The sequence below is a fragment of the Paenibacillus sp. D2_2 genome (assembly GCF_031199965.1).
Lineage (GTDB): Bacteria > Bacillota > Bacilli > Paenibacillales > Paenibacillaceae > Fontibacillus.
The window spans coordinates 532,184-548,833 of record NZ_CP133605.1 but is presented as its reverse complement, the minus strand read 5'-3'; the positions used below and the strand labels follow the sequence as shown (position 1 = coordinate 548,833).

The following is a 16,650-nucleotide window of genomic DNA, read 5'->3' as shown; positions in this document are numbered from 1 at the left end:
TCCTCGACAGTTCATCGGTTACATTCATAAAGGTTGTTCAAATCGTTGAACACACTATTATTGTAGTAACGAATCGAGGAGTGGATAAATAGATAAGAATAGAGATCGATATACACTTATTGACTTTGCTGTTGAACTTCCGATCCAAGCATTCTAAATTCCTGCGGCGTCACTCCGCTTTGCCGCTTAAAGAAACGTATGAATGCCAATGCGGAGTTATAGCCTAAGGCGGAAGCTACCTCGTTTACCTTTTTCGACGAATTCAGGAGCATGGATTTGGCCGTTAAGGTACGATAATCATTAATATATTGGGATAATCCCTTACCCGTTATTTGCTTATACAGTCTTGATAAGTAGGAGGGATTTAATCCTACATAATCCGCTAAAGCATTCAAGGATGTATCCGTAGCAATATTCTTCTCAATGTAATGGTGTACTTTGGCGACGACCTCCGCTGGTGAATCCTCCCCTTTGGAAGCATTCCATTCAAAAATATACTCCGCCAGCTGCCAAAAATAATGATCAAGCTCCTCCCAAGATACATGATTCCGCGGATGGAACAGATGATCCAAATCCAGCAGTGTGTTCAAATAAGCCCGAACCTCCGGGTGCTTGCTGAAATAAAACAGGTATACCGCCGAAAGCGAATGATATAATTCAATTTTCCGCTCATATGACCCCGCTCCATCCTTCCAGACCGCGACCAGCTCGAGATAGAGCTTGTTAAATTGTTCCTGATGGTTGTTTTCCAGGCAGGTCATTAGAAGTTGTACGCGTGTATGGTAGAAGGAATCATAGCTTTGCGCCCCTACATGAGCATTAGCCTTGCTCATATCCGTTATGTCGGCTGCCATCACCATCGGTTCATTTTCCCTGATTCCGTCCCGATAATGCGCGAAATCATATTTAATCGTATGGAAGCATTGCGATAGCTCATTCCAAGGTGTGCTCTTATTACTAAGTACAAAGGATACGGATAAACCTAATATCCTCTCGCAGCTCTGCTGAATTGTGGAAATAAGTCGTCTCGTCTCACGATGTGTTCTCATCCAATCCATGGATGGCCCTACTGCGCCATCCACAACATCCCGTTTAGGTTGAATAAGCCATACGATCCTATAGGGATCATAGCAGCAGGAATAGCTACGTACATGAGACGATAAATACTCATCGCTAATATTTTGAAACGCATATATAAATAAAGCCTTATCCTGTGCGGTTAAGCCTTCCTTCCATTCTTCAATCCTGCCTAGCATCACATATACCGGCAGTTCTGCTTCAAGCGGAATACGAACCTCATCGAGCATATGCTGAAGCTTAGGGGCGCTAAATTGCCTACCCTTTAGCAGCTCAAGCACAGCCTCCTTCTGTAAGGAAGGAATGGCCATTCTCATATTGGTATAACCTTTCGCCACGATTGCCTTCTCCCTGGCCTCTTCCTCTAGCTTGGCAATCGCTCTTTCCACAGAACTTACAATTTTATCATCGCTCTCAATCTTTAATATATATTCAAATCCGCCATATGTAATTGCGCTCCTGGCATATTGAAAATCGTTATAGGCAGATAGAAATATAACCTTGCAGGATGGCCAATGGCTCTTAATCTCACGAAGCAGTTCTATCCCTTCAAGACCAGGCATCTTGATATCCGAAATCACGATATCGATAGGATGCGCTTTCAATATTTCCAAGGCTTCCTCGCCAGAATAAGCTTTGTACAACTCCAGCTGCAAATGCTTCGTCTGCTCGAACAACTCAAGAAGGCCATCAACAATGATTGGAAGATCATCGACAACTAACAACCGATACATGCTGTTTCCCCCTCTAGCTCATTCTTAATTGAATAGTTACCTTCAAGCCCCCAATTCTGAACGTGAAACCTTGATTCCATTCTCCTCACCGTAACGAAGCTGCAATCTACGATGAACATTAATCAATCCGGTAGTCTCTTCAAAAGTATAATGAGGCTTCGCCAAGCGATCATTAAGCTGCATAATATCTTTATCACTGATACTCTCACCGTTATCTTCAACGTACAGGACAAATAAATCATCCTCCTGCTCCCCATACACACGAAGAATACCTTTGCTTCTCATATTTCCAAAAGCGTGTACATAAACGTTCTCAATAATAGGCTGAAAAATTAGACGCGGCACTGTCATATCGGGAACCCGATCGTCAAACTCCACTTCAATTCGATCGCCATAACATATACGCTGCATTTCGACATAGGTCCGTGAGTGGTCCATCTCCATACTAAGCGGAATCTCATCCTCAGTATTGCGGGTTATAAATTGAAAATATTGACCGATATACAGACAAAATTGATACGCCTTCTCCTTTTGATGATCAGATTTAATCAAGCGGCACAGGACAAAGAAACAATTATATAAAAAGTGCGGATTAATTTGCGACTGCAATCGTTTAAGCTCTGATCGTTGATTTCGGATTTGCTGCTCATAATTTTCCTCGATTAACGTTTTTAATGATCTGACCGTATTATTGAATGCATGATATAAATAACCAAACTCATCCTCTCCCCGATCAATCGGAATAAGCTCTAGCTTATTCTGCTGAACACGCCGGAATGAATAAATAAGCCGCATTAATGGACGATAGATTAAACGCCTTAACGAATAGGTGAAAAATAACACGATACAAACAGCCAGTACTGCAGCATACCAGAACCATATCTGATATTTTCGAATAGGGCCTAATATCGCTTGTTCAGGCACACTCGACACCATATACGAATTCCACAGCTCAGAATAGCGATAAACCGTTAAATACCGCTTTCCTTCAAATTTAATGATTTCATAGCCTTCCTGCACTTGCTGATCACGCTTTTCAATCGCCAGCTGTTGCATGGCCTCCATGAGCCCCATATTTGATCCGCTTAACAATGACCATTGCTGATCCATACTTAGCATCGCTGTTTGTCCTTCGTGAGAATTTGTTATCTGCGAGAGCTTCTCGACGATTTTCTTGGTTGATAGCTCAATACTGACGACAAAAAGAGGTGGTCTAGACGTATTCACAGGATACTTCATACTGATAAACAATCGGTTCTGCCAATTAATAAAAGGCTGTTCGTACATATTGGCGCTCTGCTGCATTGCTTCATACTCTTGGTGGTCTACATTCGTCTCATAGCTGGTACTTAATATAGTTCGCCCGATTAAAGGCACAAATGCTTTAGCTTCCTGAATAAATGGACTTGAATCCTTCATCAGATGCAGCCGCTTCTGAATCTGCAATATTTTGTAGGATCGTTCATAGGCACTCATCGCATCTCCTGTTGTAGCAAGTTCCATCAGATCCTCATCCATAACATAGTTCGGTAAATATCGGGAGATTCGATCTACCTCCTGATCTAGTGAATCCATATAAAAGCGGGTTGTATTCATCATCGATTCGGAGATTTCCTTGCGAATACTAGCTGCACCCTGCTCATTAATAATCCATGTAATCAGCATTAACGGCAGTAAGGCAGCCAAAAAGGCTGCCATAATTTTCTTGAATATGGAAAAGTCGCGGAAACGCAGAAGTTTTCTCATGGCTAGCTCTCCTAATCGATGGATCAACTTCTATAAGTGTAAGTTCGAAAGACGGTTTTCAGCTCCGACTCTATTTACCTATTCTTTGACACTTCCCATTACTATCCCTTTAATAAAGAAGCGCTGCAAAAACGGATACACAATTAAAATCGGGAACGCAGCCACAAAAATCTGAGCAGCTCTGCTGGTTCGGTCGGACAGCTTCAGCATTAGTTCAGCATTCTCTGCCTTAATAAAACGGAAGTCCATATTAATTATAACCGTTTGCAGAAAGGTTTGGAGAGGATAATTCTCAGGATGATTCATATAGATCATTCCATCAAACCAGCTGTTCCAATGGCTTACGATCGTAAATAGCCCAGTGGTCGCGAGTGCCGGTAAGGACAAAGGAACGTAGATTTTCCACAGCGTCTTAAAATGACCCGCTCCATCAATACGCGAGGCTTCTTCCAACTCCCTAGGCAGATTACGATAAAAGTTAAGCAGCAGAATGATATTAAATACTTGAATAGCCCCCGGCAGTACTAAAGCCCAGATCGAATCGATCAAGCCTAATGATTTGACAGTCAAGTACATCGGGATAAGTCCGCCGTTAAACAGGATCGTGAATACGAATATCCATGAGTACCCTGTACGAAAACGAAGAGTATGTGAGTCCTTAGATAGAGGATAGGCGGTTATAATCGTCAGGAGCATACTAAGCGTTGTCCCTAACACCACTCTTTGAATTGATATCGAAAAAGCACGCAAGTACTCTGGTTTACCAAACACATTCTCGTAAGCGGCTGTCGTAAATTCAACTGGCCACAATATGACCTTCCCGGCTGACGCAGCAGATCCGGAGCTTAATGACATTGATAGAATGTGGATGATCGGCATTAAGCACAATATGGAGACGAACCCTAGAAAACAAAAATTGCCGACTAGAAATACCCTTCTGCTCCATGATTTATTGTGTGTCATGATGCTGCTCCCTTCCAATCATTCGCTAATGAACTAGAAAATTCGATAATTGGCAATACGATAAGCCAAAATGTATGACAATGACATAAAGATGAAGGATACAACAGACTTCAGCAATCCTACAGCAGTAGCAAAGCCAAACTGCGCTTGTTGAATACCCATTCGATACACAAACGTATCAATAATATCCGCACTTTCATATACTTGAGGGCTGTACAAGTTGAATATTTGATCGAAACCTGCATTCAGAACATTGCCGATATTCAGCGTCAACATTAGGATAATAATCGGCATCATCCCAGGCAGGGTCACGTGCATAGTCTGCTTGAATCGGCCTGCGCCATCAATCTCTGCTGCTTCATAGAGAGAAGGATTAATCCCCGTCAAAGCGGCCAAGTAAACAATAGTACCGAATCCAAATTCCTTCCACACATCTGAGATAACCATCACGTATGGGAACCAGGCGTTATCTCCCAAGAAAAAGATCGGCTTGATACCGAACAGTCCAAGCAATTGATTGACGATACCGGAGGAAGGCGACAATACATCGATCAGAATACCGCTGAGCAGTACCCAGGATAAGAAGTGAGGCAAATACACTAAAGTTTGAAACGTTCTCTTCGCCCATTCCTTCCCAATCTCATTCAATAAGATGGCTATCGTAATTGGAACAGCTAAGCCTGCTATAATCTTCATAAATGCTATAAAGATCGTATTAAAGAAGATACGGCCAATGTCCGGATATTCAAGCAGCAACTTGAAGTTAGCCCTGCCGATAAAGGGTGAACCGAACAAACCACGATTCGGAATGTATTTCTGAAAAGCCATCATGATTCCGACCATCGGTATGTAGCTAAATATGAGCAGCATCATGAGTCCTGGAATCAACATCATATGAAGCGGCCATTCTTTTCTCCATGTCCGCGCTAAAGTCTTCACTCGTATCACCTCGTTGGAATAGAAAGAGGGATTGATTTTTAGCAACCCCTCCATACTTAACGTCCTTTATTTATGATCGGCGTACCATTCGTTCACTTCTTTAGTCATTTGTTCTCCGCCAAGCTTATTCCATTCTGCAACAAATTTATCAAATTCATCGACAGGGACTTGATTCATAATAATTTTAAAGTAGATTTCGTCCCGCTTCTTTTTCAAGATTTCCTCACGATCCGCCATCGTAGCTGTTGGTGCTCCGTAAAACTTATTTTGCAAATAAAGTTTCTCTTCTTTTACCTTTGGAACGATCGAGAAAGCGCCATTAGGACCAGAGATTAAATATTCCCACCACAAGCTTGTATCTCCATCCAGATATTGCATAGCTCTTCCATAACGAGTTCGCTGATCCGCTGTCTCTAGAATACTTTCATCCTTGTTGGCAATGGCTTTCGGCAACATGTCTCCGTTATTATCGGTTTGGTTGCCTACGCGAACTGGACTGAGCAACCAATAGTTGCTCCCTTTCTCCTTGCGATCTTTACCGTACAAATATTCCTTTTGCACATCTGTCGGATCGAGTGCGTTATCCACCACAATCCACTGATTAAGCAGCTTAACAAAACCTTCTGGATGCTTGGCTTGCTTAGCTACGACATAATACTCGTCTGCACCTAGGCCAATTTGGTTCAAGGCAGGATTTCCATCTACTGAAGGTATCGGATATACTCCCCACTCCTGAACAACCTTGCCATCCTTAACTGCACCTTTGACAAGCTGTGCTGGTACCCAGGAGGCACCATATACTAGACCGATTTGATTATTGTAGATTAACTCTGCTTCCTTCTCTGCATCTTTAACAGCAAATTCCGGATCGATCAGGCCTTTCTTGAACATTTCCTGCAAGGCGGCAAGTGCATTTTTCACCTCAGGCTGAACATCACTATTTACTAGATTACCGTTTCCATCTTCGATCCACATGTTCTCGTAAGCATGGAAACCGTTTAAGAAGGCTCTAAGTCCCGTCACGCCTGTATCGATATTAAAAGGATCTTTACTAACTGCAAGGCCGTACGATTTACCGTTTTCAGTTCTCTTCGAAAATGCCTCAGCGATCTTCATCAGATCATCCATCGTCTTCGGTTCAGGAAGATTCATCTCTTTCAGCCAATCTGTACGAACGTACAAGAACTGGAGATACAAAGGGTTAGACGATCTCGGAATTCCCATCAGCTTGCCGTCGAACATGGCAGATTTCATCTGCATGCCGCCATCCTTCTGGAAGAACTCCTTCGTTTGATCCGTTGCATACTGCTCGTATACATCAGTCAAATCCATAATCATATCTGCTTCCGTTAATTCTTTCAGCTGAGTTGCGTTGACGGGCATGAAATCCGGAAGATCATTGGAAGCGATCGTCATCTTAACCTTCTCTTTGAATTGGCTTGTGTCCGTTACCCACTTATTTGTAATTTTTACACCAAGGTCTTTCTCGTAGATATCATAAACACCATTCTTGTCGTACGTCTCGCCTTCATCAAATTTCAAATATTGGTCACTCGGTACTACGGTTGATACTTCGATTACTTTATTCTGTTCCTCTTGTGCTGCTGGAGCTTGCGGTTTCTGCTGTTGCTCTTGGCCCTCTTCCTTGGCCTTGCCGCACGCTGTAAGAACTAGACTGAATACTAATGTTAGGACTAGAAGCATCTTGGCCTTTCTGTTCATATTACCCCTCCATATGTCTTCAAAAATTAGCAGTGAAGCGAATCACTGCAGCTTTCTTTCTTAATTCAAGTATAGAAATGTAACCGCATCCATTCTATATACTTGTGTTGACATTGATATACAGATCTTGACCCCTGCTCTTATCGTGCAATGGGGAGATCGAGTCGAGCATGAACCATCAACTGAGAGACACTATTCTAGTCGAATAGGGCTTAACCCTCCTCATTTCTGCAAAATAAGGCCATTCATATCCGTTAAAATCCATAACAAGCTCATTTCGTCCAAATAGCGGCTGTAGTTTCCGTACGTTTGCGTTAGCAGGAGCGCCTGCGCTAGAGTGCCACCCGTAACAGCAACTTTTAACTCTATAGAATAAATAGTTACAACCAGCGGTCACTTTTTCCAGACAAAAAAAGGCTGTCCTACGCCGTTTTTATAACGACGAGGACAGCTATATATAAAGGGTGTGTTGCACATAGTTAAAAAAATCACTACTGCATAAATTCAGGTGCCGATGATACTTGAACGACTTTGCCGCCTGCCGGATCGATTCTGTAGCAGCGCAGCCAACAGCTACACTCATTCTACCCGCTAAAGGAGTAGCCACAGGTTCTTTTCCATCTAGAATCATATCGATGAAGTCCTTACAAATATTCGGATCAGCACCATCATGAGAGCCTTCAGACTCCTTAATATGATAAACGCGGTCAGCCAACTCTCTATCGTTGTTTGAACGCCTAGTCTTTACATATACTTTCTTCTCAAGCTCGTTGTTCTCCATCCGACCTTCTGTACCAATAAACACATAATTGCGCTGATAATCAGGAGTGAAGTGACATTGGAGATAAGAGGCCTTGATTCCGCCTTCAAGCTCCATGATGACCATATTATTATCCTCTACATCCACTTCTTCACGATATGCACATTGAATGAGATGCCCTGGACTAGCTTCCGTACAAGTCTCGCGCTCACTACAAGTCGGACAAGTTAAATCGTTAGGCTTATCCCCACCATAGAAGTCCAAGCTGCCGAATGCACTTACCTTTGTGGCATAGCGGCCGGTAATCCAGTGAATAACATCCAGGTCATGCGATCCCTTTTGCAGCAGTAATCCAGTAGTATTCTTAGAATTAGCGTGCCAATCATGATAATAATAGTAGCCGCCAAGCCCGACAAAATGACGGACCCACACTGCTTTGATCTCTCCGATTACTCCGGAATCGACAATCTCCTTCATCGTGCGGAACATATTCATATATCGCATATTGAAGCCAACCATCAGATGCTTGTCTGATTCTTTCCAGGCTCTCAATATATTATCACAACCATCAACTGTAATCGCGAGCGGCTTCTCACAGAAGACATGCTTTCCTGCCTTTAAGGCTGCTATCGCATGTTCCTCATGACAATAATCCGGGGACATTACGGCAATCGCGTCAATATCATCGCGTGCAATGAGTTCACGATAGTCCGTCGTTACGAAAGCATCCGGATTCACTTTTACCTTGAACTCTTCTAATTTCTCCGGATTAACATCTGCCGCTCCGACTACAACCGAGCGTCCTTCAGGGTTATGCCAATATTTCGCTATTGCGCCTCTTCCTCTTGCTCCTATGATCCCTACTCTTACTTGCTCCATATGTACGCTGCCTCCCACACGTGATGGTTATAATGGAAATGAATATTTGCGCAAAAAGTGCGCAAAAACCAGATTAAAAAAACTTCATTGGACAAATTCACTTCTGTTTCGACATAAGAACTTCTTAACTTCAGGCTCACAGAAACAATGCAAAACTAGGAATAAACGCTATCGTCTCGTGACGGTTTTATCATACAACCGTCTGAGAAGTGCGTCAATACATTTGCGCAAATTAGTGCAAAATAATTTATATTACACATATTTGGGGCAAATCATTATAAAAAAGAAGAACTAAGCAATTTCGACCGCCGCTAGATCGCCAACTTGCTTAGTTCTCTATTCCATCCGGAAAACCGAATGCCGAAGTTTGAGCTCGAAAGGAACCTGCATCCGAAACGGGAACGGATAAGCATCCTCCATGCTGTCCATTAACAACTTGGCTGCTGCATAGCCCATTTCATACTTAGGTACATGCACCGTTGTTAATGGCGGCGAAGTATACTTGGAGAACTCAATATCATCTACGCCAACAAAGGACATGTCGGCTGGAATATTTAAGCCCACTTCGGTAGTCGCCCTCATCGCCCCAATGGCCAGCATGTCACTCGCGCTGAACATCGCTGTTGGACGCTCAGGCAGCTCCAGTAGCTCCTTCATCCTATGATAGCTCTCATCAGCATCCCAATTTGCATTAATTACCCATTGATCCCGATATTCCAGGCCATGCTCTTCAAGCGCTTTGCGATAGCCTGAATAGCGTTTCTCGCGATCCAAGCTGCCTGACAATCCTATTCCACCGATAAATCCAATTCGTGTATGGCCACGCTGGATCAAATGCCCAACCGCAGTTCGAGCTGCTGCAACACGATCATAGGTAACGACAGGAATATCCGGATCATTAACATCAATACCTACAATTAGCGGAACCCGCTCTTTCAGACGTTTAAACAGGTTCTTGCTTAAGCCCTCGATGCAAATGATTCCTTTGAGATTTGGCATCTCCAACAAGGAATTTAACACAACCTCATCGTGCAGTTCTGCCTGCGTATGTAAAAAAGCCAGCGAAATGCCTCTTTCGAGCAGCTTCGTTTCGATACCCTGAATCATCGGCGAAAAATAAGGATGATTGTATTTATTATCTTGCAGTGCTAGTATACATCCGATAGCAGGCTTTGCTATTGAAGGATCTTGCGCTTCCTTCATCTTGGCTGACCTTACTCTTCCCGTTGAACTATAGTTCATTTCATTTGCAGCTTTCCATATCTTCTGCTTCGTTTCTTCACTAATCCTTCTGCTGTCATTCTGATTAATGACACGCGAGACAGTAGAGATGGAGACACCTACTCGTTCTGCTATATCTTTAAGTGTAGTCATGTTCCCCTCCAAAATTCATTTTCCATGGTCCTTAAGCTCAACAACGTTTGTTATCTCTCATTATAACGGGCTCAATGATTTAGTAAATGCTTTTCCATGTAAGGCTTGTTGTGCCAGGTACATGATAAAAGCACCTTTTAGCCGCATCCTGGCTTCAGGAGTATGCGGCCGTAAAGGTGCTGATCGCCATAAAGGATGAAACAAAGGCCTGCCGTCACCGCTATCACATTTTTCTCATTTTCAATCCGGCCTTAGTCTATCCGTATTGATATGAAACACGCTAAGCGATTGTCCAAGCGATTCTGACAACTCTTTCAGCTTGTCTGCCAACTGTACCAGCTCTTCGCTTACCTTATGCTGTTCACTTGACATTGAGGCTACTTCCTCAGTTGAGGCGTTGCTCTGCTGTACGACCGCACTTACGCTATCCAAAAATTCTCTTAAAATCTCTTGCGAACCATTCAGCTCATGTACAGAAGCTGACGAATTGTCAATGTCGCTGACGAAGCCTTCCATCTCATTCGTAACATTCTGAAATATGGACGATGCCTCTTGTACCGAATGGAGTTGCTCCTGGAACAATGGTGTTACACTCTGAAGGATTGCAACTGTACTCTGAATCGCTTCCTGAATTTCTTCAGTTATTGACGAGACTGTCTGGATCGAATTGTTGGATTCACTAGCCAGCTTGCGGATCTCGTCTGCAATGACAACAAAGCCTTTACCTGCTGCCCCGGCCCTGGAAGCTTCGATCGAAGCGTTAAGCGACAATATATTCGTCTGTTTCGTCATCTCGATCATCGGAGCAAGAATATTGCGAATGGAATGTGTACTTTTACTCAGCTTCTCCGAATTCTCTTCTATCAGGCCTGTCATTCGGGAGACATCCTCCGTCTTGCCCACCAGGTTGTCCATAAATGTCTTGCCCTGTTGACTCACCGTGATCACTCGAGTCGCGGAGCCATTCATCGCTGTATTCAACTGAATTACTTGACCGACTTGGGCCCCGATTTCGTCGGCAATATGACTACCTCTATCCGCCTCACTGGCCAAGTTTGCCGATCCTAATACAATTTCCTTCGTTGCTCCGGCAATCTCTCCGGCATGGTGAGAAGTAGATTGAGACGCACTCGACAAATTATCCGCTGTCGTTAATAACTGCGCTGTAATCAAATGGCTTCGCTCTACAAGTGAAGAGATTTGCTCCAGCATGCGATTGAAGCTTTGCCCTAGCCTGCCGATTTCATCCTTGCTCTTGAAATGTACGCGCACCTGGAGATTGCCCTGCTCCCCTTCCTCCATCACACGGGAAAGCTTCTTTAAGGGTCTACCTACCATGCGATACAAATAGTAGCCAATACAGAGGGCGATGACGATGGCGGCCAACAGAATATATACTGCCATATAAAGCAGTTGATCTGCCGCACTCACGAAATCTTTCTCCGGAGCGAATCCAACCATTCGCCAATCTACCGTCTGAAGTTGTCTATAGACGACAAGCTGCTTTCCGTCTTGTTCACTATTTACAATAAACGAGCTTTGATCACGATCTTTTTCACTTTCCCCTATAGAAATATCCGACTTGCTCTCGATCAATTGTTGTTCGGGCGCATGCACAATCGTATTATCGGCGGTAAGAACTCTCACTTCCCCATGTTGTCCGATTCTCAAGTTAGATAAAAGATTCGTAATTGCCATATCTTTTACTTCGATTAACAGTATGTACTCAGCTTCTGGATGCTTCAAATTTTGCAGCACCCTGCCCATCGTCACTGAAGGGGCCGATGAAGTTCCAAAGAAGCCCTTCTGAAGTCCAGATATCCAGACTGGCTTGCCATCAGCAGCAATGATCCGCTGTAACCTGGCCTGCACAGCTTCGTCTTTTTGAATGCTGGTTGCCCCTGATGTAGCATATACGCCGGAGAGATCGTCGTTCACCAGCCGGATGCCAACCAACCTGTTGTCCGAGCCCTGCATTGCGCCGAGCTTATTGCGAATCCTGGTCTCAGCTTCTGTCTTTTTTACGATGTCGATATCATCCCGCACTACGCTCTCTAGATCGAGTCGCAGCACCTGATCGACAGCCAATTGCCGTGAGAGAGATTCATACTCCGTCAATAGGAAATCCAGTTTGTCCGCCGCTTGTTCGATCGCTTGCGATGAAGCCAGTCCCACCTGAGCACGAATGATCTCCTTCGACCTCGTATAGGAGCTGAATCCTAGTACAGCGGATAACAACACAACCGTCACGAACAATATGATAAAAATCTTCATCCCTATCGTTTTAATTTGCAGTCGTTCCCACACTGTTGCTCACTCCTCTGTAAAGTGCTTCATAAATCGGTTATTGACATAAAAATAAGGTATAGCCTCTGATTTAGTAGTGACTATACCTTTATGATGGACCTTTATGAATTTGTCTAAGCTGCGTTAGTTATTCCGGCATTATCCTTTGCTGGCCCCCGAGGTCAAGCCGTCTACCAGCAATCGCTGCATGAGCATGAACAAAATAGTAATTGGTACGGCGATCAGTACGGCTGCAGCTGCGAACAAGGTAAAGTTGGAGTTCTGGTTGCTGGACACCATATCCCACATCCCTACAGCCAGAGTCCATTTATCCTTCGAGCGAAGAATCAGTCTGGCGAAAATGAAGTCTCCCCATGGTCCAACAAACTGTAGCAGGGCCAAGTAAGTAAGTATCGGTCTGGCGAGCGGTAAAATAATATGCGTGAATATCTTGAAGTTGCTCGCCCCATCAATCCGTGCCGCTTCATCCAGAGAACGGGGAATCGTATCGAAGAACCCCTTCGAGATGAGTGTCATACCTAGCGGGGCCCCCGCCGCATACACCATAATTAGGGCAACATGCGTATCAAGCAATTGCATTTCCTTCAGCAGCAGGAAAATGGCAATCATACTCATAAAGCCTGGGAACATCCCTAGAACGAGCAGAACTGAAAGAGCGTTCTGACGACCGCGGAAGCGGAAGCGAGATAAGGCATAACTGGTCAAGAGAGTTAACAAAACACCTAATAGCATAGAGAATATCGCTACCTTCAACGTATTCATATACCATTGAGGGAACAAAATAATTCTTGAGTTAAACAACTCCCTGAAATGATCCAAGGTCAATGATTTAGGAATTAGCGTCTTGCTGTAAAGCGCAGTACCCGGACGAAATGCCCCCATAATAATCCAAAGTGCTGGATAGATGGAGCATATAGCCAAAATTACAAGAACCACATAACTAGCCGTCAACCGTATGACACTGCGAGTTTTTCGTTTGCTCATTGGATCATATCCTCCTCTTTAAATGACTTCGTGCGACGATAGTTATAAATAGAGAACGAGGCGATGATCACGAAAATAATGATACCTACAGCAGAAGCCATATTATATTTATTCTGACTCAGCGTTAGCTTATAAAGCCAGGTTACAAGCAAGTCGGTAGCCCCTGCATATTGATAATCTCCTTTTACAGGGTTTCCTTCTGTCAGAAGGAAGATCATATTGAAATTGTTAATATTACCGGCAAACTGTGCAATCAGCGTTGGTGCTGTTGTGAACAGGATCATCGGTAGGGTAACGATTTTAAATTTCTGATATCCACTAGCTCCATCGACTTCAGCAGCCTCATACATATCTCTTGGAATCGTCGTTAATACCCCCATGATGAGCAGCATGGAAACAGGAATACCGACCCACATATTCACAATAATGACTGTGACCTTGGCCCAGAACGGATCGGTTAACCAAGGAAGGGTCCCTAAACCAAAATACTGTAAATATTGGTTGATTGGGCCGAACTCGCCGTTAAACATATTTCTCATAACAAGCAATGAAATAAGCTGTGGAATCGCATACGGGAGAATCAGAAGAGTTCTCCACATGCCTTTGAATTTAATGCCCTTCTGATTAATAAGCAGCGCTACCAGCATGCCGCCGAAATATGTAGTCACTGTAGACAGAATAGCCCAAATGATCGTCCATGTTAGAATTCCGTAAAATGTATGACTCCAAGTCTTGAGCGCAAGCAAATTTTTGAAGGTATCGAAGCCAACCCAATCCACGAGCATCGCAGGTGGAATATGCTTCGGAGCCGAATAGTTTGTAAACGCGATCAGGATCATAAAAATAATCGGCAATACCGTAAAGAACAAAATGCCGATCGCAGGAATACTTAACATGGCATAAGCAAATTTATAATCCAGGACATAGCGAACTGTTTGCTTGAAATTATGAGGCTGGTTACCTTGTTCCCTCTCATGTCCGATTTTTCGTGCATCTTTGATATTTAAGTAATAAACAACCAGAACTACAAGTAAAAACAAAAGTGTAATCAAGCTTTGAACCAAGATAAAGATCGAATGGTCATAGCCACCGTGTAAATTTTTTGGAGTTCTCGGTGTCTCTCCTAGTGTGGTAATGCCCACAAGGCTCTTCCTAGATTGTTAATTAAGTAATAAATGCTGAATGCTTCAAAGATGAGGAACAGGATACCCTTCGTAAATTGTTTGTTATAGATTTGACCGAGACCCATGCTCAGTATCGATAATACGGTCGCTCTATTACGATGTTGGTCCATTTCCCTTCTCTCTCCTCTCGCTCGGAAATCAAGGAATTACCCGCCGCTGTAAGCGGCGGGTTCTTGTATCTCTCTTCGGGTGATGGAACTACTGAATCCCGTTATTCAAATCGGTAATTTGTTTAATCGCTTTTTCCATCGCTGTCTTCGGATCAGCGTTATTGTTCCAAATTTCCGGCAAGGCAGCATTCATAGGAGACCATACGTTAGCCATTTCAGGAATAGAAGGCATCGGCTGGGAATCTTTGGCTTGCTCAGCAAATGCGGCAATGAACGGATCATTTTTAATTTGATCAGCTTCAAGTGCTTCCAGGTTTGTAGGAACAGAGCCGATCTTCTCGTTCAGAAGCAATTGAGCCTCTTTACTTGAAGCGTAATGAGCATACAATTTAGCTGCGTTCGGATATTTCGTAAAGGAACTAACTACATAAGTCTTAATTCCGGAGAAGGTAATCGCCGTTTTTCCAGCAACTGTTGGAATATGTGCAATACCCAGGTTATCGCCTAGAGCCGCTTTATATCCGGCAAGCTCCCAAGGGCCGTTAATGTCCATAGCTACATCGCCTTCGTTAAACAGACCACGCTTAATATCAGGGTTAATATCACCGCTGTTAATCGGAAGGATTTCTTTAAGGCTCTGGAACACTTTCAAACCTTCAACAGCGCCGTCATTTGCAATACCCATGTCGTCTTTGTTCGTACCGTTATCTCCAAATAGATACCCACCAGTACTAGCAATGAACGGATAGTTGAAATAGAAGTTGCCTGGTTCCCACATCAAAGCGTATTTCTTCTTAGCTTTATCCGTGAATGTCTTACCAAAGGCAATTACATCCTCGAAAGATTTTGGTGCTTCCGGAAGGATCGATTTATTATAGAAAAGCGCAGTTGTTTCAGCGGCTCTAGGATACCCGTATAATACGCCGTCATAGGTAGATCCAACGATGGAAGCCTCTGTATTACTTGTTTTTGTCTCTTCGCCAAAAACATCATTCTCCAGAAGGAATCCCGAAGTTGCAGCATTTCCAAGATGGTCATGCGGAATGACCATAACGTCGGCTCCTAAGCCAGAAGGACCATCTTGCGTCAGTTTGCCAACTTGGTCCGGTACGGCAACTTCCTCGATTTTAATCTTAACTCCGTACTTTGCCTCAAACTGCTTAGCGATTTCCTCTGTGAACGGAACCTCTTCTTTACTTTCCCATAAGAGCAATTCAGCGCCATCCTCAGGAACGATCGCATCGTCCGTAGCGGTACTGTTATTTCCTTTCGCCGAATTACCGGAATTAGTCCCACTTGAAGCATTGTTTGCTGGCTCAGGCGCCTTAGCATTATTATTGCTTGCCGATCCGCACGCAGTAATGGAGGCTACCAATGACAAAGACGCGAGTAGAACCATAGCTTTCTTTAATCTCATACCTAAACCCCTCCTAAAATTTATAAAACCATTTCGCCCCAGAATATGCGCAAACGATTCCACAGAAGCCGATTAGAGTGTTCATTTTTTTATGTATACGCCGGGTGATATGTGAGCTTTATCCTCGGAAAGCGCTTTATTCTCTGAAGTCATCATACAACAATACCCTCTAACTGTAAAAACGTTTGCACTCATTGTTTATATTTAATTTTACTGTTATTCCTCTGATTTACTCGTTTTTACTCCGAATATCGCAATAAATCTAATTATTATTTATCTGCTTCTTCATTTTATTTTCCAAAAAAATGAAATTCCGGACTGCAGAATATAAATATAATTTAGAGTTTTCCTTGTAATGACAAGGTTTTTGGTATTTACAATGATACTTGATTTGGGTGCATTCTATTGCTTAGAGAAGATCATTTAAAGTGAATTATTTTTATTCCATCTACTT

9 protein-coding genes and 2 pseudogenes are annotated in these 16,650 nt (G+C 43.4%); all 11 read right to left on the bottom strand.

Annotated elements, in window-relative coordinates:
• Positions 1-116 precede the first annotated feature (116 nt).
• Positions 117-1,811 (bottom strand): response regulator, encoded by a 1,695-nt coding sequence (locus RE628_RS02595; RefSeq protein ID WP_309157262.1) that lies wholly within the window; start codon positions 1,809-1,811, stop codon positions 117-119.
• A gap of 42 nt (positions 1,812-1,853) precedes the next feature.
• Positions 1,854-3,557 (bottom strand): sensor histidine kinase, encoded by a 1,704-nt coding sequence (locus RE628_RS02590; protein WP_309157261.1) that lies wholly within the window; start codon positions 3,555-3,557, stop codon positions 1,854-1,856.
• A 78-nt stretch (positions 3,558-3,635) separates the two neighbouring features.
• Positions 3,636-4,520 carry a carbohydrate ABC transporter permease gene (locus RE628_RS02585; RefSeq protein WP_309157260.1) on the bottom strand — a complete coding sequence of 295 codons (885 nt, stop codon included), beginning with the start codon at positions 4,518-4,520 and terminating at the stop codon, positions 3,636-3,638.
• 33 nt (positions 4,521-4,553) lie between these two features.
• Entirely contained in the window at positions 4,554-5,414 is an 861-nt protein-coding gene (locus tag RE628_RS02580; RefSeq protein WP_309159343.1) for an ABC transporter permease, read from the bottom strand.
• A gap of 111 nt (positions 5,415-5,525) precedes the next feature.
• Positions 5,526-7,181: an extracellular solute-binding protein gene (locus RE628_RS02575; RefSeq protein ID WP_309157259.1), complete on the bottom strand. Its 1,656-nt coding sequence runs from the start codon at positions 7,179-7,181 to the stop codon at positions 5,526-5,528.
• A gap of 491 nt (positions 7,182-7,672) precedes the next feature.
• Positions 7,673-8,820: pseudogene (locus RE628_RS02570) on the bottom strand (Gfo/Idh/MocA family protein).
• Positions 8,821-9,156: 336 nt separating this feature from the next.
• Positions 9,157-10,194 (bottom strand): LacI family DNA-binding transcriptional regulator, encoded by a 1,038-nt coding sequence (locus tag RE628_RS02565; protein WP_309157257.1) that lies wholly within the window; start codon positions 10,192-10,194, stop codon positions 9,157-9,159.
• Positions 10,195-10,434: 240 nt separating this feature from the next.
• The gene (locus tag RE628_RS02560; protein ID WP_309157256.1) at positions 10,435-12,501 is read right to left on the bottom strand and encodes a methyl-accepting chemotaxis protein; all 2,067 of its coding nucleotides are present in this window, start codon (positions 12,499-12,501) and stop codon (positions 10,435-10,437) included.
• 138 nt (positions 12,502-12,639) lie between these two features.
• A complete protein-coding gene (locus RE628_RS02555) occupies positions 12,640-13,485 on the bottom strand; it encodes a sugar ABC transporter permease (RefSeq protein ID WP_309157255.1) in 846 nt (281 codons plus the stop codon).
• Positions 13,482-14,779: pseudogene (locus tag RE628_RS02550) on the bottom strand (carbohydrate ABC transporter permease). Before RE628_RS02550 ends, RE628_RS02555 begins: the two are co-directional and overlap by 4 nt.
• An 88-nt stretch (positions 14,780-14,867) precedes the next feature.
• The gene (locus RE628_RS02545) at positions 14,868-16,196 is read right to left on the bottom strand and encodes a sugar ABC transporter substrate-binding protein (protein WP_309157254.1); all 1,329 of its coding nucleotides are present in this window, start codon (positions 16,194-16,196) and stop codon (positions 14,868-14,870) included.
• Positions 16,197-16,650: the final 454 nt, after the last annotated feature.